The organism is Kitasatospora sp. NPDC048194 (assembly GCF_043202455.1).
In the GTDB taxonomy this organism is placed as follows: domain Bacteria; phylum Actinomycetota; class Actinomycetes; order Streptomycetales; family Streptomycetaceae; genus Kitasatospora.
Genome location: NZ_JBIDAK010000020.1, coordinates 23,229 through 44,950, shown reverse-complemented (window position 1 = coordinate 44,950; position 21,722 = coordinate 23,229). Strand labels below are relative to the sequence as shown.

21 protein-coding genes are annotated in these 21,722 nt (G+C 75.6%); 11 read left to right on the top strand and 10 right to left on the bottom strand.

The genetic code is table 11. The features are described from left to right. Positions 1 to 9 precede the first annotated feature (9 nt). Both ACGF07_RS23220 and ACGF07_RS23215 read left to right on the top strand, forming a co-directional pair. Positions 10 to 1,089, top strand: a complete 1,080-nt coding sequence (locus ACGF07_RS23220) for a hypothetical protein (protein ID WP_392901661.1) — start codon at positions 10 to 12, stop codon at positions 1,087 to 1,089. A 168-nt stretch (positions 1,090 to 1,257) separates the two neighbouring features. Continuing rightward, positions 1,258 to 1,782 (top strand): AAA family ATPase, encoded by a 525-nt coding sequence (locus ACGF07_RS23215; protein ID WP_392901659.1) that lies wholly within the window; start codon positions 1,258 to 1,260, stop codon positions 1,780 to 1,782. A 34-nt stretch (positions 1,783 to 1,816) separates the two neighbouring features. Here the strand turns inward: ACGF07_RS23215 and ACGF07_RS23210 are convergent, their stop codons facing one another. The 6 genes from ACGF07_RS23210 to ACGF07_RS23185 all read right to left on the bottom strand — a co-directional run bounded on the left by ACGF07_RS23210 (position 1,817) and on the right by ACGF07_RS23185 (position 6,826). Continuing rightward, positions 1,817 to 2,026 (bottom strand): hypothetical protein, encoded by a 210-nt coding sequence (locus tag ACGF07_RS23210; RefSeq protein ID WP_392901657.1) that lies wholly within the window; start codon positions 2,024 to 2,026, stop codon positions 1,817 to 1,819. Beyond that, entirely contained in the window at positions 2,019 to 2,834 is an 816-nt protein-coding gene (locus tag ACGF07_RS23205) for a polysaccharide deacetylase family protein (RefSeq protein WP_392901655.1), read from the bottom strand. Before ACGF07_RS23205 ends, ACGF07_RS23210 begins: the two co-directional genes overlap by 8 nt. Next, on the bottom strand, positions 2,831 to 3,619 hold the full coding sequence (locus tag ACGF07_RS23200) for an SDR family NAD(P)-dependent oxidoreductase (RefSeq protein ID WP_392901653.1): 789 nt from the start codon (positions 3,617 to 3,619) through the stop codon (positions 2,831 to 2,833). Before ACGF07_RS23200 ends, ACGF07_RS23205 begins: the two co-directional genes overlap by 4 nt. A gap of 78 nt (positions 3,620 to 3,697) precedes the next feature. Beyond that, complete coding sequence (locus ACGF07_RS23195; RefSeq protein ID WP_350738508.1) at positions 3,698 to 4,585, bottom strand: hypothetical protein; 888 nt, start codon at positions 4,583 to 4,585, stop codon at positions 3,698 to 3,700. 344 nt (positions 4,586 to 4,929) lie between these two features. Beyond that, on the bottom strand, positions 4,930 to 5,853 hold the full coding sequence (bla, locus tag ACGF07_RS23190; RefSeq protein ID WP_392901651.1) for a class A beta-lactamase: 924 nt from the start codon (positions 5,851 to 5,853) through the stop codon (positions 4,930 to 4,932). A gap of 169 nt (positions 5,854 to 6,022) precedes the next feature. Then, positions 6,023 to 6,826 (bottom strand): SAM-dependent methyltransferase, encoded by an 804-nt coding sequence (locus tag ACGF07_RS23185; protein WP_392901649.1) that lies wholly within the window; start codon positions 6,824 to 6,826, stop codon positions 6,023 to 6,025. Positions 6,827 to 7,074: 248 nt separating this feature from the next. On the opposite strand from ACGF07_RS23185, the gene ACGF07_RS23180 reads away from it, so the two are divergent. The 6 genes from ACGF07_RS23180 to ACGF07_RS23155 all read left to right on the top strand — a co-directional run bounded on the left by ACGF07_RS23180 (position 7,075) and on the right by ACGF07_RS23155 (position 13,162). Beyond that, a complete protein-coding gene (locus ACGF07_RS23180; protein WP_392901647.1) occupies positions 7,075 to 7,704 on the top strand; it encodes an RNA polymerase sigma factor in 630 nt (209 codons plus the stop codon). Beyond that, complete coding sequence (locus ACGF07_RS23175) at positions 7,701 to 8,429, top strand: hypothetical protein (protein ID WP_392901645.1); 729 nt, start codon at positions 7,701 to 7,703, stop codon at positions 8,427 to 8,429. The genes ACGF07_RS23180 and ACGF07_RS23175 overlap by 4 nt, the downstream gene beginning before the upstream one ends. A 143-nt stretch (positions 8,430 to 8,572) precedes the next feature. Beyond that, the gene (locus ACGF07_RS23170; RefSeq protein ID WP_392901644.1) at positions 8,573 to 10,984 is read left to right on the top strand and encodes an FHA domain-containing protein; all 2,412 of its coding nucleotides are present in this window, start codon (positions 8,573 to 8,575) and stop codon (positions 10,982 to 10,984) included. A gap of 179 nt (positions 10,985 to 11,163) precedes the next feature. Then, positions 11,164 to 11,754: a hypothetical protein gene (locus ACGF07_RS23165; protein WP_392901642.1), complete on the top strand. Its 591-nt coding sequence runs from the start codon at positions 11,164 to 11,166 to the stop codon at positions 11,752 to 11,754. Continuing rightward, positions 11,751 to 12,749, top strand: coding sequence for a serine/threonine-protein kinase (locus ACGF07_RS23160; RefSeq protein WP_392901640.1), 999 nt, complete (start codon positions 11,751 to 11,753; stop codon positions 12,747 to 12,749). Before ACGF07_RS23165 ends, ACGF07_RS23160 begins: the two co-directional genes overlap by 4 nt. Positions 12,750 to 12,787: 38 nt before the next feature. Continuing rightward, positions 12,788 to 13,162: a DUF1304 domain-containing protein gene (locus tag ACGF07_RS23155; protein ID WP_392901638.1), complete on the top strand. Its 375-nt coding sequence runs from the start codon at positions 12,788 to 12,790 to the stop codon at positions 13,160 to 13,162. Between the two features lie 72 nt (positions 13,163 to 13,234). Here the strand turns inward: ACGF07_RS23155 and ACGF07_RS23150 are convergent, their stop codons facing one another. Beyond that, on the bottom strand, positions 13,235 to 14,587 hold the full coding sequence (locus ACGF07_RS23150) for a streptophobe family protein (RefSeq protein ID WP_392901636.1): 1,353 nt from the start codon (positions 14,585 to 14,587) through the stop codon (positions 13,235 to 13,237). Between the two features lie 507 nt (positions 14,588 to 15,094). On the opposite strand from ACGF07_RS23150, the gene ACGF07_RS23145 reads away from it, so the two are divergent. Beyond that, a complete protein-coding gene (locus tag ACGF07_RS23145; RefSeq protein ID WP_392901634.1) occupies positions 15,095 to 16,261 on the top strand; it encodes a DUF6777 domain-containing protein in 1,167 nt (388 codons plus the stop codon). A gap of 400 nt (positions 16,262 to 16,661) precedes the next feature. Beyond that, positions 16,662 to 17,468 (top strand): nucleotidyltransferase, encoded by an 807-nt coding sequence (locus ACGF07_RS23140; protein WP_392901632.1) that lies wholly within the window; start codon positions 16,662 to 16,664, stop codon positions 17,466 to 17,468. Positions 17,469 to 17,612: 144 nt separating this feature from the next. On the opposite strand, the gene ACGF07_RS23135 is transcribed toward ACGF07_RS23140, so the two are convergent. Both ACGF07_RS23135 and ACGF07_RS23130 read right to left on the bottom strand, forming a co-directional pair. Then, positions 17,613 to 19,220, bottom strand: coding sequence for an LCP family protein (locus ACGF07_RS23135; protein ID WP_350738473.1), 1,608 nt, complete (start codon positions 19,218 to 19,220; stop codon positions 17,613 to 17,615). Further along, entirely contained in the window at positions 19,213 to 19,788 is a 576-nt protein-coding gene (locus ACGF07_RS23130) for a DUF6542 domain-containing protein (protein ID WP_392901630.1), read from the bottom strand. The genes ACGF07_RS23135 and ACGF07_RS23130 overlap by 8 nt, the downstream gene beginning before the upstream one ends. A gap of 533 nt (positions 19,789 to 20,321) precedes the next feature. Between ACGF07_RS23130 and ACGF07_RS23125 the strand changes: the two genes are divergently transcribed. Then, complete coding sequence (locus ACGF07_RS23125; RefSeq protein WP_392901628.1) at positions 20,322 to 21,020, top strand: lytic transglycosylase domain-containing protein; 699 nt, start codon at positions 20,322 to 20,324, stop codon at positions 21,018 to 21,020. Positions 21,021 to 21,031: 11 nt separating this feature from the next. Here the strand turns inward: ACGF07_RS23125 and ACGF07_RS23120 are convergent, their stop codons facing one another. Further along, complete coding sequence (locus tag ACGF07_RS23120) at positions 21,032 to 21,691, bottom strand: hypothetical protein (RefSeq protein ID WP_392901626.1); 660 nt, start codon at positions 21,689 to 21,691, stop codon at positions 21,032 to 21,034. Between the last annotated feature and the right edge of the window lie 31 nt (positions 21,692 to 21,722).

Sequence of the window (21,722 nt, the reverse complement as noted above, 5' to 3'; positions counted from 1 at the left end):
GCCGCCCCGATGCCGCACGCCCTGCTGGTCTCCGGCTCGCTCGGCCAGGGCCACGACGTGATGGCCCAGGCCTGCGCGGACACCCTGCGGGAACGCGGCTGGACCACCCGCACCGTGGACGCGATGGCCCTGCTCGGAGAACGCTCGGGCGCGGCCGGAGAGGCCGTCTTCCGCCGCCTGCTCGACCTGCCCGGTGTCTACGACGCCTTCCACTTCTCCGCGCTGCGCCCGGGGGCGCGGCTCGCCCTGCTCGCCGACGCGGCGGCCCGCGCCCGGCTCGTCCCGGCGCTGCGGGAGCTGATCACCGCTCAGCGCCCCCAGCTGGTGGTGTCGGTGTTCGCCACCGCCACCTCGGCAGTCAACCAACTGCACGACCGCGGCTTCCGGCACTTCGTGTTCTGCACGGACGTGACGCCGCACCGGCTGTGGGTGCAGGAGGGCACCGACCTGTTCCTCGTCACCTCCGAGGTCGCCGCCTGCGCGGTGCGCCGCTACCGCCCGGACGCGGAGATCCTGGTGGTGCCCGCGCCGCTGCGCCGGCCGTTCTACCGGCCGCCCGACCGGGCCTCGGCACGCGCCGAGTTGGGCGTGCCGCCGGAGGCCGACTGCGTGTTGCTGATGTCCGGCTCCTGGGGGCTCGGGCCGATCGCCCGCACCGCCGCCTCGCTCGCCGCGGCCGGGCCGCACGTGCTCGCGGTGGCGGGGCGCAACGGCGAACTGGAACAGCGGTTGCGGGCGGCCGCCCGCAGCCGGCCCCGGCTGCACCCGTTCGGCCACACCGACCGGATCCCCGCGCTGATGGCGGCCGCGGACCTGGTGGTCACCAGCTCCGGCGACACCTGCAGCGAGGCCCGGGCGCTCGGGCGGCGGCTGCTGCTGCTCGACGTCGTCCAGGGCCACGGTCGGGACAACCTCCAGCACGAGCTGGAACTCGGCCACGCCGACGTCGCCACCGCCCGGCCGGCCGAGGTGGTCCGCAACGCGCTCGCCGCGCTGGGCCGGCCGGAGCCCCAGCCGTCGGCCGGGGCCTCGCCGGAGGGGTGGCGCAAGGGTTTCGGGGCGGCGCTGGAGCGGGCGGGGCTCGGCTAGCGAGCCCCGGTTCCCCGCCGCCTACCGCCCGTCCGCCCAGGTCCTGTCCGGCGGATGAGGTGACGATCCACGGCACTGTCACCGTGGTCCCCTCCGCCTGTGGCTCAGCCTGTGATCGGGCGGATAAAAGGGTGGTCGCCTGATGGGCTTCCCTGCCAGGATCTGGGTGTGACCACGCTGTTCCTGATGGTCGGCCTGCCCGGGGCCGGAAAGACCACGCGGGCTCGGCAGCTCGCCGCGGAGCACGGCGCGCTGCGCTTGACGCCCGACGACTGGATGATTCCCCTGTTCGGCGCTGCGGAGGCGGACGGGAAGCGCGACGTGCTGGAGGGGCGCATGCTCTGGCTCGCCCTGGAGGCGGTGAAACTGGGCACCAACGTCGTCGTGGACTACGGCTGCTGGTCACGGGACGAACGGTCTGCGATCTGCTGGCTGGTGGAGGCCGAGAAGGCGTGCTTCCGCATGGTCTACCTGCCGGTGGACGAGGAGACCCAACGCGCCCGTATCGCCCACCGCTGGGCGACCACGCCCGAGGAGACGTTGCCGATGTCCGAGGCCGACATTCTGCACGGGCGGGCGCATTTTGAGGAGCCCGACGCGGCGGAGCTGGAGGGCCGCAGGGTCGCCGGCCCGCCGCCCGGCTGGGTCGACTGGCGGGAGTGGGCCGCCGACCGGTGGCCGTCGTTCGCGTGACTGCTGCGGCCCACGCTCCTACTGGCCCGCTCGCCTACTGACCGCTCGACGCGCCCGGGAGGAGGAGCGCGCCGTCGTCCGGCTCCGCGCCGGTGGTGACGTGCTTCGGGTTGTCCTGGGCGATCGCGCTCGCCCCGGCGGACGGGCTGTTCCCGTCGTGCGCGGCCGTCGCCCCGGCCAGGGCCGCGGCGGCGAGGCCGGTGGCCGCGATCGCGTGGGCCAGTCCGCCGGTCCAATCAGGCATGGTCGTCTCCCCCGTCGTCGGCGCGCCCGCCCCTGCGGGGGGCGCGGCGTACCGATCGTCCCAGCCGGACCGGCCGGAGGGCAACGGGCGGGACGGCGTGGTCCCGCAGCGGGCCGAGGGTGAGGGCGTGGGCGCGGCAGTGGGCGGCGATGAGCGGGAGGGCCGCGAGGGTGGCGCGCCAGGAGCCGGGGGCGGAGGTGCAGTCGGAGTCGTGCAGCAGCAGCGTCGCTCCGCCGGTGAGTCCGGGGCGGGCAGTGGCGTAGACCGACTCGCCGGTGGCCTCGGCCGTCCAGTCGCGGCCCCAGGCCGTCCACAGCACGCTGCGCAGGCCGAGTCGGCGGGCGGCGAGGGCCGGGCCGGCGGTCAGCACGCCGTACGGCGGGCGGTACCAGACCGGGCGGGCGCCGCAGAGAGCGGCCACCGCCTCGGTGGCGCGGCGCAGTTCGCGCAGGTCCCGGGCGGGCGCCGGGTACCACTGCTGCCGGTGGTGCCAGCCGTGCACGGCGACCTCGTGGCCGCGCAGCACCAGCTCGCGGCCGAGGGCCGGGGCGCGTTCCAGCATCGTGCCGAGCAGGAAGAAGGTGGCGCGGACGCCGAGTTCGTCCAGCGCGTCGAGGACGTACGGAGTGCTGCGCGGGTCCGGGCCGTCGTCGAAGGTCAGCGCGAGGTGGCGCGGGTCGGTGCCGTACCCGGCGGTGCGGCGGGCCAGGGTGCGGCGCACCGGTGGGAGGCGGACGGCCGCCGGGGCGAGGTGCAGGAACTGGGCGCCGGCCGCGGCGGCCAGCGCCGTGGCCGCCCGGGCGGTCATCCGAAGCGGGAGGCCATCCGCCGGAACACGCCGGGTGCGACGCCGTGGATCCGAGCCGGGAGGCCGAGCCAGTGCGGGACGTAGAGGCGGTCGCGCCCGGTGGTGATGGTGGCGAGGACGGTGTCGGCGACCCGCTCCACCGGGACGGGGCGCGGCCGGGCGCGCTGGTACGGGGTGCCGCGACGGTCGAAGAACGGGGTGTCCACCGCGCCGGGCAGTACCAGGCGCACGCCGACCCCGGTGCCGCGCAGCTCGTACCAGAGGCTTTCGGCGAACATCGCCAGCCCGCCCTTGGTCGCGGAGTAGCCCGACTCCTCGCGCACGCCGACCTGCCCGGCCATCGAGCCGAGCAGCACGATCCGGCCGTGGCGGCGCTCCAGCATGCCGGGCAGCAGGTGGCGGACCAGCCGCAGCGGGGCGGCGAGGTTGACCTCGATCATCCGGTCGAGGGTGTCGGAGGGGGTCTCGGCGAAGGGGCCGCGCCAGCCGAGGCCGGCGCTGGCGATCAGCGCGTCCACCCGCCCCGTCTCGGCGAGCGCGGCCTCGGCGAGCCGGGCGGGGCCGTCGGGTTTGCTGAGGTCCTCGGGCAGGGCGCTGCCGCCGGTGCGCTCGGCGAGTGCGTCGAGGCGGGCGCGATCGGTGCCGGAGAGCAGGGTGTGCCACCCGGCGTCGGCCAGGCGGGTGGCGGTGGCGAGTCCGATGCCGGAGGAGGCGCCGGTGATCAGCACGACGGGCCGGCCGGTCGTTCCCGGCCGTCGGGTTCCGGGCTGGGCTTCCTCCGCCATCGCGCACCTGCCGCTCCGTAGGCGATCCGCCGTCCGTTTTGTCCGGCAAGTCACCTTCGCACGGCAGAGCCGTCCGGGCTACCGGGGTGGTACGACCGGCTGGGTGCGGGCGTCCGCCGGCCGGGCGGACGGCTCCGCGGACTCGCCCTCCAGTTCGCCGAACCGGGACAGCAGGAACGTTCCTCCCACCGCGACGGCGAAGCCCGTCAGCGCGCACCAGGCGTAGCCCGGACGCGCGGCGTCGCCCAGCGACAGCACTCCGACCAGGGCCGGGCCGAAGGTCTCGGCCACCGTCCCGGCGGCGGTCGCGGCCGTCACCGTGCCGCGCTGGAGGGCCAGGGCGTACGCGAGGTAGCCGCCGAGGCCGCCGACGGCCAGGGCGTAGGCGGCGGGGTCGGTGAGGACGCCGGCCAAGCCCGAGGTGTCGAGGACGCGTACCGCCAGACTGGTGATCCCGAAGCCCACGCCCGCCAGCAGCCCGAGCCCGGCCGCCGCCGCGGTGCCGTCCCGGCGGGCCAGGACGAGGGTGGCGAGCAGCATCACGGCGGTGGTGGCCAGCAGCGCCCAGTGGAAGGCCGCCGGGGCGTACTCGCGGCCCTCCTCGCCGGAGCCGAGGGCCAGCAGGGAGAGGCCGGCGACCACGGCGAGGATCCCCGCGACGTCGCTCCGGCCCAGCCGGGCGCCCAGCAGCCAGACGGCGGCCAGCGCGGTGACGGCCAGGCTGGCGTTGGTGACGGCCTGGACCAGGAAGAGCGGAAGGCTGCGCAGGGCGACGATGCTCAGCACGAAGCCCAGGATGTCCAGCAGGGTGCCGAGGATGAACTGCCAGGACCGCAGCAGCGCGGCCAGCAGCCCCGCCCGCACCCGGTCCGCCCGCGGCGCCGACCGCGCTCCGCGCGCCTGGGCGACCGCCCCGAAGCCGAAGCAGACGGTGGCGACCAGGGCGGTGGTGAGTCCCAGCAGCATGCCTCTCCCAGCCTCGCCGGCAGCATCGGTCACCCACCAGTCTGAGCCCACGGGCGGCGGGGGCGCACGGGTGGCGCAGACGCGCGGGCGGCGGGGGCGCACGGGTGGCGCAGACGCGCGGGCGGCGGGGGCGCACGGGTGGCGCAGACGCGCGGGCGGCGGAGACGCGCGGTCGGCACCGGCACACGGGCAGGGGCGCACGGGCGGCGGAAGCAGCGGCAGCCGCCGGACGGGCCGGTGTGGCCGGTGCGGGCAGGCCGGCGGGCCCGCCCGCACCCTGATCGCGAACGCCGCCGCGGCGCTCGGCCGGGCGGCGCGGCGGCCCGCGGCCCGCGGCGCGCGGGTCAGCCGAGCGCGGCGGCCAGCAGCGCGGCGGTCCCGGCGACCAGCGGCTCGTCCATCGGGGCGGCCGGGACGGAGGGCTTGGTGGTCAGCACCGCCAGGACCACCGGGTCGCCGGCCGGGGTCCAGGCGATCCCGACGTCGTTGGTGGTGCCGTGGCTGCCGGTGCCGGTCTTGTCGGCGAGGGCCCAGTCCTGCGGCAGGCCCTCGCGGAACCGGTGGACGCTGGTCGTGTTGCCGCGCAGCCAGGTCAGCAGGCGTGCGCGCTGCCCGGGCGGCAGGGCGTCGCCGAGGGCCAGTCGGCGGTAGGTCCGGGCGATGGCCTGCGGGGTGGTGGTGTCGGTGATGCGGTCCGGCTCGGCGGTGTTGAGTTCGGGCTCCCAGCGGTCCAGCCGGGTGGTCCGGTCGCCGATCGAACGGCAGAAGCGGGTGACGGCGGTCGGGCCGCCGAGTTCGCGCAGCAGCAGGTTCCCGGCGGTGTTGTCGCTGTGGTCGATCGCGGCCGCGCAGAGCTCTCCGACGGTCATGCCGGCGGCCAGGTTGGCGGGCAGGCCGGTGACGGGCGCGCCCTTGGCGCGCTCGATATTGGCCTGGGTGTAGTGGATGCGCTTGGCGAGGAACTCGCCGTCGCGGTCGAGGTCCCGCAGCACCGCGGCGACGGCGACGGTCTTGAACACCGAGCAGATCGGGAAGAGTTCGCCCGCCCGGTGACGGACCGTCCGGCCGGTGGCGAGGTTGCGGGCGTAGACGCCGAGCCGGGCGGAGTGACGCTGTTCGAGCGCGGCGAGCGAGCGCTGGATGCCGTCCTCCGCTGCGGCGTGGGCCGTTCCGCCGGTCGACGCCGCGACCGCGACGGCCGCGGCGCCCACGCCGAGGGCCAGGACGGAGCGGCGGCTGCGCCCGGGCTCCGAAGGCTTCGCGTACATGGTTCCCCTCTCCGGATCGCGCGGCTTGCGGCGCCGCGTCCTTCGACGGACAGGACGCGCCGACCGTCCGGAACGGTTCGTCGGCAACTCATCGACCGGACACGAGCGGCGCGGAAGCGGAAGGAAGCAGAGGAAGCAGAGGAAGCGGCGGGCAGGCCCGCCGACCGGCTCAGGGCCGCAGCGCCACGGCCGCGTACGCGGAGGCGTCGGAGGCCGACACGGCCGCCTCGCCGGGCGCGGGCCGCCAGTGCGGGGTGGGGACGATGCCCGGGGCGAGCAGTGTCCAGCCGTCGAAGAACCGGGCGAACTCCGCCCGACTGCGGGCCTGGAGGGCGGTGCCGCCCGCCTCGTAGACGCCGACCACCCGGCCGATCTCGGCCGGGGCGAACTCGGCGGTGAGGTGGGTCATCACCAGCGCGCTGCCCGGGGCGAGGACGGACTTGAGGTGCTCGACCAGCTCGTACGCGCCGCGGGCGTCGGGGACGAAGTGGAGCAGCGCGTTGAGGGAGAGCGCGACCGGACGGCCGAAGTCGATGGCCGCGCGCAGCTCCGGGGCGTTCAGCAGGCCGACGGGGTCGGTGACGTCCGCCTCGATGTACGCGGTGCGGCCCTCGGGCGTGCCGGTCAGCAGGGCCTGGGCGTGGGTCAGGACGATGGGGTCGTTGTCGGCATAGACGACCCGGGCGCGCGGCTCGACGCCCTGGGCGACCTCGTGCAGGTTGGGCGAGGTGGGGATGCCGGTGCCGATGTCGAGGAACTGGTCGATCCCGGCCCGGGCGAGGGCGCGGGTCGAGCGGTGCATGAAGGCGCGGTTGGCGCGGGCGGCGTGGCGCAGCCACGGCGCGACGGCGAGGGCGTGCCCGGCGGCCTCGCGGTCCGCGGCGAAGTTGGTGAAGCCGCCGAGGTAGTAGTCGTACATCCGGGCCGAGTGCGGCACGTTCAGCCGCAGGTCGACCCCGTCGTAGAGGCTCATCGCGCTTCTCCTCGCCAGGACGGACACCGTCCGATTGCTGCCCCGCGGGCCCGGGGGCCAATCGCCCCTCCCGACGGCCCGAACAGCCGTGCCTGCCCCGGCCGAACCGGTGGCCGGATCACATCGGATGACAATCCGTATTCGCAGGACAGCCTGGAGTGACGGGCCCGACGTGATGAGGATGGGCGCAGACAGCCCGACCCTCGGGTGGCGCGGCGAGCAGCCGGCGGCCACGGAAAGCAGGCTCGATGACGATCGACAGGGGCGCTCCCGTGCGCACGCACCGGGAAGGGGAGGCGGTGGGCACCGACGCCGCATGGCCCGGGCAGCCGACCGCGGTGGAGGCCGGTCCGCGCCTGGACCTGACCTATGCCGCCTTCTGCGAGACGCACCAACCAGCCTGGCACGCCCTCGCGTTGACCCGGATAGGCAGTCAGGGCGACGCCGCGCTGGTGGTCGAGGCGGTCAAGGCCGACCTGGCCCGCTGCTGGCCGCAGGTGCTGCGGTTCGAGGAACCGGCCGCGTACGCCTGGCGGTTGGTCACCCGGCACGTCGCGGACTGGGTCGCCGCCGAGGAGCCGGTGGAGGTGGAGGCGGTCACCTTCGCCGCCGTGATCGGCGCGTTCAAGCAGGTCGCCAGCGGGCTGTTGCACAGCGAGGCGGACGAGGTGCGGCTGTACGCGGCGATCCTCGAACTGCCGGACCGCCAGCGGGACGTGGTGATCCTGCGGTACCTGCTGGGTCTGCACAGCAAGGTGATCGCGGCCTACCTGGGACGGCCGGTGGCGACGGTGCACTCCAACCTCCGGCACGCCCGGGAACGACTGGCGCGCCGCCTCGGCGTGCGCGAACTGCCGGACGACGGAGACGGACTGTGACCGTCGACCGCCCGGACGGGGCATCGGGTGGGGCGTGCGCCGCCGGCGGGGGGCGCACGGCCTTCCACGTGCCCCGGCCCGAACGCGCCAACGCCGAACGGATCGCGGCCCTGCGGCAGGCCAGGCTGACGGCGGCCCCGGCGCACCTGCCCTCCGAGCACGAGCAGGCCTCCTTCGAACTCGGTCTGGTGGTCGCCCTGGTGCTCGGCGCGCCGTGCGCCTCCCGGGGCCTCGACCTGCTGGTCGACGCCCGCCGGATCCAGCCCGAGGGGGCTGAGGTGTTCGGCGCGCTGCTGTACGCCACCGGCAACGAGGAGGGCGCGGAGTTCTGGTGGCGCTTCGCGGCCGGCTCGGGCAGCGGGACGGCCGCGTACTGCCTGCACCTGCACCACCTCAGGCTCGGCGAGACCGACGACGCGGACTACTGGCGGGCCTGGTCGGAGCAACTGGCCGCGGCCGAACACCCGCCAGGGCCGCAGCCGCCGCCGGGGGCCCGGCCGCTGCTGCCGGAGGACGTACGGCGCGACGTCCTCTCCAGGGTGCACCGGGGCCTGGCACCCCGGCTGCCGCCCGCGCTGGTCGCGGTGATCGACCGGTTGCCGGTCCAGGGCGGGGAGGACGAGGACGAGCAGGAGGTGCCGAGCCCCTGGGGGCTCACCTCGGGCGCGACCGCGGCCTGCTCCTGGGAGCCGCCGCGGGGGCTCGCCGAGGGCACGTCGGGGTGAGACCGTTGATGATCACCGGCGCTCACTCGTCCGGGTGACCCGTCCGGCATGCCGGGCGGCCGGTGCCGCCCCTTCCCAGTGGTCCAGTCCAATCCCCCGGCCCGACAAGGCCGTTCCGCCCGGGCGGCGATAGACTACGCATCATGGGAGAGCGCCCAGGCGCGCCCACCGCGCCGCCCCTCGTGCTGGTCACCGACCGCGACTCCCGGCTCATCGATCCGACCCGGGCCTACCACCTCGGCCGCGACCCGACCAGCGAGATCGTCCTGGACGACCCCCGGGTCTCCTGGCACCACGCGGTGCTGCGCGCCGACGACGGCCACTGGCTGCTCGAGGACGTCGGCAGCACCAACGGCACCTACGACCAGGGCCACCGGATCGTCCGCGAGGACGTCGGCCCCGGCACCCGGTTGCGGTTCGGCGATCCGGCCACCGGCCCGTCCGCCACCTTCGCCGGGCTTCCCGGGGCTGCCCCCGGTGCGGAGCCCGCGGCCCGCCCGGGCGAGCGCACCGTGCTGCTCGCCCCGCAGTCCTCCGCCGTCTTCCGCAGCCCGAGCGCCGTCCTCCCCCTGCCGGGCCGCACCGTGCGGATCGGCCGCGCGGAGGACAACGACCTGGTCCTGGACGACCTGGTGGTCTCCCGGCACCACGCCGAGCTGCGCGAACTCCCGGACGGCGGCCAGGAGATCGTCGACCTGGACAGCCACAACGGCACCTACCTCAACGGCACCCCGGTCAAGCGGGCGCGGGTCGGCCCGGCGGACGTCGTCGGCATCGGCCACTCGGCGCTCTGCCTGGCCGACGGCCGACTGGTCGAGTACACCGACACCGGCGAGATCTCGCTGGACGTCCAGCACCTGGTCGTCCGGGTCGGCCCGGACCACCGGGTACTGCTGGACGACGTCAGCTTCCCGCTCGCCGAGAAGGCGCTGCTCGCGGTGGCCGGCCCGAGCGGCGCGGGCAAGTCCACCCTGCTCAACGCGCTCACCGGGCTGCGCCCCGCCGACCAGGGCACCGTGCTGTACGACGGCCGGGACCTCTACCGCGACTACGCCGAACTGCGCCGCAGGATCGGCCTCGTCCCGCAGGACGACATCCTGCACACCCAGTTGACCGTCCGCCGCGCCCTGTCCTACGCCGCCGAGCTGCGCTTCCCCGGCGACACCGCCGCCCACGAACGCGAGGCCCGGGTGCTGGAGGTGATCCGGGAACTGGGACTGGAGAGCCGGGCCGACCAGGTGATCGCCAGCCTCTCCGGCGGGCAGCGCAAGCGGGTCAGCGTGGCGCTGGAGCTGCTCACCAAGCCCTCGCTGCTGTTCCTGGACGAGCCGACCTCGGGCCTGGACCCGGGCATGGAGCGCTCGGTGATGCACATGCTGCGCGGACTGGCCGACGACGGGCGGACGGTTGTCGTGGTGACCCACAGCGTGCTGAGCCTGAGCGTCTGCGACCGCCTGCTGGTGCTCGCCCCGGGTGGCCGCACGGCGTACTACGGGCCACCGGGCGAGGCGCTCGGGTTCTTCGGCTTCGACGAGTGGCCGGAGGCCTTCGAGGCCTTCGAGAACGAGGACCACGCCGCCTGGCAGCAGCGCTTCCGGGCCTCCCCGCTGTACGCCCGCTACGTCGCCTCGGAGTCCGTGCCCGCGGCGCAGCTGCCCGCCCCCGCGCCGCCGGACCAGGGGCGGGCCGAGCCCGGGATCGGGCCGGAGAAGCCCCAGGGCTGGTTGTCCCAACTCGGCACCCTGGTGCGCCGGTACACCGCCGTGCTCGCCGCAGACCGGCTGTTCCTCACCGTGATGATCGCGCTGCCCTTCATCATCGGCCTGATGTGCCGGGTGATCGCGGGCACCCGGATCAGCCAGGACAACGCGATCAACTGCCTGCTCACCCTCTGCATCGGCGGCCTGCTGACCGGCTCGGCGAACTCGGTGCGCGAGCTGGTCAAGGAACGGGCCATCTACCGGCGGGAGCGGGTGGTGGGCCTGTCCAGATCGGCCTACCTGGTGTCCAAGGTGGTGGTGCTGGGCGCGATCACGGTCGCTCAGGCGGCGGTGCTCACCGTCGTCGGACTGGCCGGGGTGCGGATCGAACCGCGGCTGCCGCCCGGCAGCCCGCCGGCGCTGACCACCGGGGTGGTGATGCCCCGGCTGCCGGAGCTGATCATCGCGGTCGGCCTGCTCGCCTTCTCGGCGATGATGCTCGGGCTGCTGGTCTCGGCGCTGGTGGCCAAGGAGGAGGCCACCATGCCGCTGCTGGTGCTGCTCTCCGTGGTGCAGATCGTCTTCAGCGGCCTGATGCTCAAACTCCACGGCGTGCCCGGTCTGGAACAGGTCGCCTGGCTGGTGCCGTCCCGCTGGGGTCTGTCGGCGATGGCCCGCACCGTCGACCTGCGCGCGCTCTCCTTCCCGACCCCGCTCACCGCGGACCCGATGTTCCGCCCCGAGCGGGCCGGCTGGCTGCGGGACATCGCGGTGCTGCCCGCCCTCTCGGCCGCCTACGGACTGCTGGTGCTGTTCCTGCTGCGGCGGCACGAGCCCGCCGTGATGCGGAAGTGAGCCCGCCGTGACGAGGAAGGAGCGGCGGGCGCGAGGCGCTCCGGACGGGGCGGCGGGAGCGCGCCGGGTGGCGCCCGGCACCCGCCGGTAGAGTGGAAATCGACCTGTGCAGTCGTGCCGCGCACGGCGGGGGTCCGGCCGTCCGACGGCCGGGTCGCGCGGCGGAGGAAGTGCCGCCCATGGACGAGTTCGCGTTCCGCCCCACCCACGTCGCCCCGCCGACCGGGATGGCGACCTGGGCGGCCCCGGATCCGGCACGGCCCTCCGCCCGGCTCGACCCGCTGCTCCCGCTGCGGCTCATCGCCGGCCAGGGCGACTGGGCCCAGGTGCTCTGCTCCAACGGCTGGACCACCTGGGTGGACGCCCGCCTGCTGGTCGCCCTCCCCCAGCCGCCGCCCGCGGCCGGCGCCCCGCCCGCCCGGACGGCCGACCCGCGCCCGGCCCTCGCCGAGGCGGAGACGGCGCTGGCCCGCTACCGCGCCCTGTTGGAGGACCTCGCGGCGGGCAGCCTGGACCTGGAGTCCTTCCGGGAGCGGACGCGCGGTCTGCGGCTCGGCCTGGTGGCGGACGGCGAGGCGCTCTGGGTGTTCGACCCCGTGCACGACCGCTGGTGCTACTGCGACGGGCTGCAGCTCCAGACGTACGCCTCCACCGACCGGCCGAGCCCGCGACCGGCCACCGCACCTTCGCCCTCGCCTTCGCCCTCGCCCTCGCCCTCGCCCGCCCCGGCGTACGGCCCGTACGCACCCACCCGGACCGGCGACCCGTGACCGCCTCCCGGAGCACCGCAGCCGCCCTGCCCGCCGGACTGGTCGGACGCAAGGTCGCCGGCTACCGGCTGGAGAGCGAGATCGGACGCGGCGGGATGGCCGTGGTCTACCGGGCCAAGGACCTGCGGCTCGGCCGGACCGTCGCGGTCAAGCTGCTGGCCCCCGAGCTGGCCCGCAACGAGGTCTTCCGCCGGCGCTTCATGCACGAGTCGGAGGCGGCCGCGGCGATCGACCACCCGCACATCATCCCGGTCTTCGAGGCGGGCGAGCACGAGGGCATCCTCTACCTCGCGATGCGCTACGTCGAGGGCGGTGACCTACGCACCCTGATGAACCGGGACGGCCCGCTCCCCGTCGAACGCGCCGCCCGGCTGGCCCTGCAGATCGCCTCCGCGCTGGACGCGGCGCACGGCCGCGGCCTGGTGCACCGGGACGTCAAGCCGGGCAACGTGCTGGTCGCCGCCGGAACGGACAGCGAGCACCCCGAGCACCTGTACCTGGCGGACTTCGGCCTCACCAAGAAGTCGCTGTCGCTCAGCGGGCTGACCAGCGTCGGCCAGATCGTGGGGACGCTCGACTACGCGGCTCCCGAGCAGATCTCCGGCAGAGCGCTGGACGGGCGCTGCGACCAGTACGGCCTCGGCTGCGTGGTCTTCGAGATGCTCGCCGGCACCCCGCCGTTCCGCCGGGAGAGTGACCTCGCCCTGCTCTGGGCGCACCTCAACGAACAGCCGCCCGTCCTGCGCGAGCACCGGCCGGACCTCTCGCCGGCGGTCGAGGCGGTCGTCGCCCGGGCCCTCGCCAAGACGCCCGACGAGCGGTACGCCGACTGCCTGCAGTTCGTCGCCGAGCTGCGGGCTTCGGCCATCCCCGCTCCCTGGGCCGGGGCCGGGCCGCCGACCCAGGTCGTCCCGGTGCCCGACCGGGGCGTCGCGCCGGTGCCCGAGCCGCCCGCCTGGGCCGCACCGGTGGTCCACCCGGCACCCCGGGACTGAACCCGGAGCCGCACCGCGACCGAGAGGGAGCCCTGACGATGAACGCCGTGAGCCAGGTCTTCGCCATGCTCGCCGCCGCGATCCACCTGGTGGTCTGGCCGCTGGAGAGCTACCTGTACGGCCACCCGCGGGTGCGCTACCTGCTGACCGGCAGCACGGCGGACGCCCCGGAGGTCCGGCTGTGGCGCTTCAACGTCGGCTTCTACAACCTGTTCCTGGCCCTCGGCCTGGTGGCCGGCCTGGTGCTGCTGCACACCGGCCACGCCGGGTCGGGGCGGGCGGTCATCGTCTACGTCGGCGCGTTCATGGTGGCCGGCGGGATCACCCTGTTCGTCTCGGAGCCGAAGCTGTGGCGCGGCGCCCTCGGCCAGGCCCTCCCGGCGGCGGTCATCCTGATCGCCGAGGCCGTCTGACCGCCTCCGGCGGGCGGTACAGCAGGCGGCCTCCGCACCGCCGAGGCCGTCCGACCGCCCCCGGTGCGCCGTTCAGCGGCCGGCCTCCGCACCGGCCTCCGGCACCTCGCCGAGGTGCCGGAACCGGGCCGCCAGCAGCGCGCCCAGTGCGCCGGTGACCAGCCCCCAGCCCGCCGCGAGCGGGACGGCCGTCCACAGCACCGGGCGCAGCGTCAGACTGCCGCTGCCCAGCCCGGCCAGCGGATTGCTGCCGCCGAGCACCGTACCGAGCAGGTCGGCCAGACCGCCCTGGCCGAGGCCGACGCCCAGGACGGAGAGCCCGTAGTCGGCGTCGACCCTGGTCCACAGGCCGACCAGCAGCACCGTGACGGCCGTGGCCAGGGCGAAGCGGACCGCGTGCTGCCAGAGCCGGACGGTGCGCGGGGAGCGGTGGGCGGCGAGGAACGCGGCGGCGAGCAGCAGGACGGCGGCCACCGGCAGCAGCCACCAGCTCCTCGGGTCGTGGTCGGCGAGGGTGCCGAGGTCGACCGTCGCCTGCTGCCCGTTCGGGGCGCGCAGCACCGAACTGAGCGGTCGCGGGACGGGCAGGCCCAGCGCGCCGGTCAGTCTCCCCTGCCATTGGGCCCCGAGTCCGAGCCCGAAGGCCAGCCAGGCCAGGTCGGGCAGCGCGAGCACCACCACGGCCAGGGTCTGCCGGGCGTTGCCGTGCACGATCGCGGTGACCACGCCGACCACCGCGCCGATCGCCAGGTACGCCAGCAGCACCGCCCAGAGCGCGAAGGCGGGTGGACGGACGGCGAGTTGGTAGCGCAGCAGGGCACCGGGCAGCGGCGCCCGCCGGGACACCGCGAAGACGGCGGCGAGCACCAGCAGCAGCCAGGCCAGTCCGATGCCGATGGTGGTCGCGGCCTCCGCGTGGAAGCCGACCTGCGGGGTGAGTCCGAGCGCGTTGCCGATGGTCTGGGCGAGGCTGCCGCCGAGCGGCACCGTGAAGGTGTGCCTCGCGACGACGGTGATCAGCACCAGGGCGAGCAGCCACAGCAGCACCGTCCGGGCGATCCGGCCCAGCAGTTCGCCTCCCCCGGCCACCGCCCGGAAGCGCAGTTGGCGCAGGAACACCTCGGCCATCGCCACCGCGCCGACCACCGACACGGTGAGCGGCATCGCGGTGACCCCGGCGTCCACGGCGGCGAAACCGCCCGCCGCGCCGTCGAGTTGGACGGAACCGCCGACGGCGAGCGCCATGGTGGCGGCGAGGACGGGTGGAAAGCCGCCCTCGGGGAGGTCGTCGGCGCCGGCCAGCCAGAGGCCGAGCGCGGCGACCGCCGCCATCGCGACCAGGCCGGCCAGCACGACGGCGAGCGCGTCGAGCCAGCCGCGGACGGCGCCGGACGGGCCGGCGGCCCGGGATGTGGGCTGCTGCATGTCGCCTCCTCTGGCCGAGCGGGTCCGTTCGGCCCCGGGGTGCCGGTTCGTGGGTGCCGGTGCCGGGTGCCGGTTCCCAGCCTGACCGACGGCCGGGGGGCACGCTCGGCGACCGCGCGCGCACCTGCTGTTGCGGCGGACGGGGCTCCGGGGGAGAAAGGAAAGCCCATGGCAGGAGCTTCCCGTGCCGGCCGTTCCGCCGGCCGCCTGCGAAACGGAGCCTCGATGAGTTCCCAACCGCCTCCCTCCGGTCCGCCGAGCGAGCCGCCGTTCGGGCCGCCCTCCGGTCCCCCGTCCGGCCCCCTGGCCGGGCCCCCTTCGGGTGGCGGTGCGGCCGGACCGCCGTCCGTACCCCCACCGCCCTCCGGCCCCTCGGGGCCGGCCGGGCCGCCCTCGGGCGGCGGGGACGGCAGCACCGGCGGTGGTGGTCCGCGCAGGCCGTGGTGGCGCTCCGGCAGGGGCCTGGCGGCGGCCGCGGCCACGCTGGCGGCCGCGGTGGTGGCGACCGTGCTGATCGTCAGCAACCAGGGCGGCGGGAGCAAGACCGAGACGGTGCCGACCGCCAACGAGGTGGCGCTGCAGACTCCGGCCGACCCCGGGCCGGATCCGTTCACCCCTTCGGTGGAAACCACCCCGGTGACCGCATCGCCCGCGGCCCCGACGAGCTCCCGGACGCAGCAGACCGGACAGGGCGGCCATAGCACGTCCCCCGCCGCCCTGCACAGCGTCAAGGGCACCTCCGAGGGGCTCTACGCGGGAACGATGTCCAAGCCGAGCTGCGACACCGAGCGACTGATCACCATGGTCTCCGCGGGCGACAAGGGCCGGGCCTGGGCCTCCGCCGCGGGCATCGAGCAGTCCGCGATCCCGTCCTACCTGCGCTCGCTGACCTCGGCGTACCTGCGGGTGGACACCCGGGTGACCAACCACAGCTACAAGAGCGGCATGGTGACGGAGTACCAGTCCGCGCTCCAGGCCGGCACGGCCGTGCTGGTGGACGCCCAGGGCGTGCCGCGGGTGCGCTGCTCCTGCGGCAACCCGCTGAAGCCGCCGGCGCTGGTGTCCGGCGCCAAGTACGTCGGGAAGCCGTGGCCGGGCTTCCAGCCGGCCTCGCTGATCGTCGTCGTCCCGGCGCCGCAGCCGGTGACCGAGCTCGTCCTGGTCGACGTCCAGACCGGCGGCTGGTTCGCCCGGCTGACCGGGCGGGCCGAGGTGGTGGACAAGGGCGTGGCGCCGCCCAAGGGACCCCTGGTACCGGGGATCCCGCCGCCGGCTCCGTGGCAGATGGGCACGCCGTCGGCGGGTGCCTCGACGTCGGGCGCCACGTCCGGATCCGGCTCGGCGAGCACCTCGGGTGCGACCTCATCCGGCGCGACGTCCTCCGGCGCGACGTCCTCCGGCGCGACGTCCTCGGGCGCCTCGACGGGGACCGGGTCGGCCTCGGCCTCGACCGGTTCGACCAAGCCGTCGGGGACGACCGCGACGACGGGCGCCTCCTCCGCCTCCGGCTCGACGACCACCAAGTCACCGACCGGGCAGACCACCACCACCACGGCCGCCGGAACGACGACCGCCACCGCGCCGAAGACGCCGACCGCGACCTGCGCGACCACACAGCCGCCGACACCGTCGACCCTGCCGCCGTGCCCGTCGACGGCCACCGCGACCTCCTGACCGCGCCCGACGACCCCGCTGCCACCGTCCGCCCGCGGCCGGTGGCAGCGGCGCGCCTCAGCGCAGCCGCACCCCGGCGCCCTTCGGCCCGAGCGCCCGGACGTCCGCGGGAACCCGTGTCCCGCCCCGTCTCCGGCCACGTGCCCGGTCCCGCGCCCGGTCCCGTGTGCCGGGACGCCGCGCCCGCCCGTGCCGCGCCGCGCAGTCGAGGCCGACCACGGCGTCCGGCGCGGCGCCGTCGTCGACGTGGCCGATGCTGCACCTGTTCATGCCGCCCCCCGTTCCTGTCGGTGTGCCAGGGATGCTCGCACACCCCACTGACACCCGACCGGCCGCCGGCCGCAGCGGCCACCCGCGTTATTCGCTGGCCGACGGCGCGTCGGACGGGCAGAGTGCCGTCATGATCACGAGGGGACTGGACCAGGACGGGTACATCGCACGGGAGGGCTCCCTGGCGCGGGTGTCCGCGGCGTTCGCGCCGGTGGTCGACACCGCCCGGGAGCGGATCGCCGCCGCGTTCGACCCGGCACGGCTGCACAGCGCCTACCTGTACGGCAGCGTCCCGCGCGGCACCGCGGTCCCCGGCGTCTCCGACCTCGACCTGCTGCTCGCCCTGCACCACGAGCCCACCGCCGGCGACCGCGCCGAGGCCGACGCGCTGGAGGCCGGTCTGGACGCCACCTTCCCCCAGGTCGACGGCGTCGGAGTGCTCCTGTTCTCCACCGGCACGCTGCTGAGCGACCTGGAGCGCCACGACCTGGGCTGGTTCGTCGCCTGCCTGTGCACGCCGCTGCTCGGCCCGGACCTCGCCGGGCGGCTCCCCCGCTACCGGCCGGGCTCCCTGCTCGCCCGGGAGACCAACGGCGACCTCGCGCTCGCGCTCCCCGGCTGGCGCGACCGGCTGGCGGCCGCCGGCTCCGACGCCGAACTCCGGCTCCTCGGCCGCGCCGTATCCCGTCGGCTGGTCCGGACCGGCTTCACCCTGGTGATGCCCCGCTGGGGCGGCTGGACCAGCGATCTGGCGGCCTCCGCCGAGGTGTTCGCCGGCTACTACCCCGGCCGCGCCGCCCAGATGCGCCTCGCCGCCGCGATCGCCCGCACGCCGACCACCGACCGGGCAGCCCTCGCCGCGCTCGTCGACGACCTCGGGCCCTGGCTGGCCGCCGAGTACCGCGCCGTCCACGGTGCGAAGGCTCCCCGCCCGTGACCGACCGCCCCCTCGCCAGAAGCCGTGACGTGACCCCGCGTCGTGGACGAGGTGATCGCCCTGCCGGGACGGACGGGCGGGCGGGCGGGCGGGCCGGGCACGTTCCCTCGGCCCGGCCGGGGCGCGTGCCCGGGGTGCCCGCCCTCAGTCCACGCAGGGGATCCCGCCCGCCTTCACGGCCGGGCCCTGCATCGGCAGCCCCGCGGTCGGGTCGGTGGAGCCGTCGGGCGCCGTGCCCGCAGTGGGCGCCGCCGGAGCGGACGTCGGAGTCCGGGGAGCGGCGAGGGTGACCACGACGTGCCCGGCCGGGACGGCGGAGGACGGGACGGCGGTGACCGCGTAGCGGGCGGCGATCTGCTGGGCGTCGGCCTTGGCCCCGCTGCCGTACGCCACCGTCGTGGCCCGGGTCCGCGCCGGGGCGTCACCGATCCTCCCCGCCTGGAAGCCGAGGTCGGCGAGCGCCTTGGACTCGGTGGAGGCCGCACCCGCGCCCGCCGCCGCGTTGACGTCGACCACGGACCTGGGGGCGGCGGTCTGCTCCCCCGGGGCCGCGCTCGGCGTCGCGCTGGGCGCTGCGGCCGGGGCCGCCGGCACCGGTTCGCGGTTGAACAGCTGCTGGACGATCTTCTTGATCAGGTCCGGGTTGACGGTGTTGACCTCCTGCCCGCCGACGGTCTTGAACCCGGTGATCGGGAGGGTGTTGAACTCGACGTTGCCGCCGGTGAGGTTGGGCGCCTGCTGGGCGAAGTCGAGGATGTTCCACTCGTCGTCGATGACGACGTCCTTCTTCACCACCCCGAACAGCCGCTGCATCTGCCCGAAGTCGTTGAGGATGCCCTGCTGTTTGAGCTTGTACTCGACGGAGGAGATGAACGCCTGCTGCCGGTGGGTGCGGTCGAGGTCGCCGTTGGTGAGGTGGTGGCGCTGGCGGACGAAGGACAGGGCCTGGGCCGCCGAGAGCGAGCTGATCCCGGCGGGCAGCTTGAGGCCGGTGCCGCCGCCCTCGTGGGTGGCGGTGCGGGCGACGATCGGATCGTCGACCGGGTGGTTGAGGCAGACCTGGATCGGCTCGACCGCCTTGGCGATGTCGTAGAAGCCGATCAGGTTGACCTCCGCGAAGTGGTCGATCGGGACGTCCAGGAAGCTCTGCACGGTCTGGATGGTGGCCGAGCGGCCGGCCTCGCGGCTCTGCCTCTCCAGTTCCGCCTTGGACAGGCCCTTGCCCGCGAGCTTCGCCTCGGCGGCCTCCTTGGCGATGCCGTAGGCCTCCTTGATCTTGTGCATCCTGCCGTCGGCGCCGACGGTCTGCACGTAGTCGTCGCGCGGGACGGACAGGGCGGCGACCTTCCCGCCGTTGGCGGGGATGTGCAGCACGATCAGGGCATTGGTGTTGTAGCCGCCGATCTCGCTCGATCCGGCGTGCAGTTCGTCCTCCACGAACTGCTTGGGCAGGTCGTTGCCGTCCATGTCCTTGCGGCTGTCGAGGCCGATCAGCAGCAGGTTGACGGACTTGTCCAGGTGGCGCGGTGCGTTCTTCTTGGCCTCGCTCAGCGCGGTGGACTTGATCATGCCGTCGTCCAGGCTGCGGTACTCGTACCAGGTGAACCCGCTGGCGCCGAGCACGGCGATCGACACGGTGCAGGCGAGGGTGCGGCCGGCGACGGTCAGCGGGGCGGGGCCGCGCGGCGTCCGGCCGCGGGCGCGCGGGCGCGGGTGGGGCCGGGGGCGGGGATGGTGGCCGCGATCAGCCACGGCGGCTCCTTCCGCTGGGGGCGGCGGCCCTGCCGGGTCGGCGCCGGTCGAGCACGGTCCGCACCACGATGACCAGCAGCGCGGCGGTCAACGCCTCCGCCATCACCGGGAACGCCCCGACCACCCAGCGCACCGCGCCGGTGCCGACGGCCTTCCCCCGGTACCGGTCGGGATTCGACAGGTGCTCGACGCCCGAGGCCGTGAGCAGCACCACGATGGGGGCGCCGGTGAGGACCCACCACCGCCCGGCCGGGCCGCACAGCGCGGCCGCGGCGGCCGTGCCGAGCACCGCGCCGACCGCGAAGAGGACACCGACGCCGGGGCCGCCCAGCTCGTCCGCGACCGCGCCGAGCAGGGGCAGCCCGACGGCCGCCAGGGCCGCGAGCCGTCCGCCGAGTCGGCGGGCCTGCGGCCGCCGGCGCGAGGCCGCGCCGCGCTGGGCGCGGCCACCCCCGGCCCGGTCGGGCGTGCCGCCGCCGGCCGCCGGGGAGCGCTGGGCGGGAACGGCGGGTTCCTCGGAGCGGGTCCCCGCGTCCTGGTACGGCGTTCTCGCCCGCTGGCCGGCCATGCGCACTTCCCTCGATCGTTTCGGCTGCGGCGGCGCGACCACGCCACCGCACGTGCCGGGACGCCTTCCGTCCTGCGGCGGTCCCGACTTCTCCGGGCCGGCGGAAGCCGGGCCGGAGCACACGGAACCCATTCCAGCAAAGTCACCCACCGTCATCCTGCAGGAGCGCACGGCCCGGTGGGCCGTCGTCGGGATGACCATGATCCACGCTGTGTCGGCACATCAACAGGAACGCGCCAGGGGAGCAGTGCGTCACCGTCTTCGGGCGTTCGAGGAACCTCGCGGACACGGCGACCGGCTGCGCCTCCGGGCACGGCGACGGGCCGGGGCGGCGTCCGGCGGGCTGGCGGGGCCGCGGACGGGCGCCCGGGCGCAGGTGACGGCGGGCGGATCGGCACCGGTGCCGAGGAGGCGGAGGACGTCCTGTGCGACCCTGACGAGGACGGGAAGAGCGCCGAACGGGCTCCACGGGGCAGGATCGGCTGTACGACGGACGAACGACGGTGCGGGCGGACGGGGAGGAGCCGGAAGCGGTGAGCGAGGAACAGAAGGGGTCGCGCTGGGGGCGCTGGCTCGTCATCGGCGTCCTGGTCGCGGTCGGCTGGGGCCTCGTCCGCGGCGGCGGCCACGACACCGCGGCCTCCTCGACGCCGTCCCCCTCCGCCCCGGGTGGCACGGCGCCGTCCGGGGCGCAGTCCGGAGCGCCCGCCGCCGACGCTCCCTCGGCCGCGCCGTCCAAGCCCTCCGGCCGCTACGACCCGGCCGACTACGCCGCGCCGGTGCGCAGGTACGCCGCCGAGGCCGGGATCGACCCGCAGCTGCTGATGGCGGTCCTCTACAACGAGTCGTACAAGCCGCACGATCCGGACCTCGAACGGGCCTGGCAGCGCGGCAAGCCCGACGCCTCCTTCGGCATCGCCAACATGCACCGGGCCGCCTTCGACGACACCAAGGCGGGCCGCCCGTTCGCCTCCCGCCAGTGGGAGGAGCTGCCGGACGACCGCGACCTGGCCATCCGGGCGGCCGCCTGGCACCTCCACGACCTCGCCGGGCAGGTGCCCGCCCGGCCGAGCGCGCCGCTGAACAAGGACGAGCTGCTGGCCCTCGGCTACAACGCGGGCGCGGGCAACATGCTGGCCTTCGCACGGGGCGTCAAGATCGGCCCGCAGGCGCAGTCGTACCTCAACCGGCTGCACGACAACTGGGCGAAGTCCGGCGAGGCCGTGAAGTAGGTCCCTCGCCGTCAGCCGCGGGTGCGGCGGCGCAGCCGGAAGCCGGCGGCGACCAGCAGGACGGCGGCGGCGGCCGTGCCGACGGCGGCCCAGGTGGTGGCGTCGTCGCTGCTGTCGTCGCCGGGGGTGCCGGTGGCGGTGGCCGGCGTGGCCGGCGTGGCCGCCACCGTCGCGAGGGCGGGCCCGGTGGTCGCGGCGGTGGCCGCCGTCGGCGCGGTCGGCCCGGCGGTCGCGGGGGTGGGTCCGGCGGGGGTGGGCCCGGCGGTCGGGCTCGCGCCGGGCGGTACGGGATCGGTGATCACGGCCGCCTCGACGTCGAGTTCTCGCTCGCCGTGGCCGAGGGAGGGGAACGCGCAGTCGACGCTCACCCGCCAGTGGCCGGCGGGGAGCAGTTCGCGGGTGGTGTACGTGCCCGGGTGGCCGGGAACGGCGACCAGGCGCCAGGGGCCGACGCTGCGGCCGTCGGCGGCGGTCGCGGAGAGCGTCCCGGCGAACTCCTCGGTGACCGGGTCGTGGTCGTTCTCCCAGGTGGCTTCGGTGCTGACGTGCCCGTTCTGCTGGCCGGTCACCTCCAGGTGGACGGAGTCGCCGTGGGCGGCGGCGGGTGCGGCGGTGGGCAGGACGGCCGCGGCGGAGAGGGCGACGGCGGCGAGGAGCTGGCGGGTTCGCATGGCGGGCATTCCTCGGGCGGTGAGGTGCGGG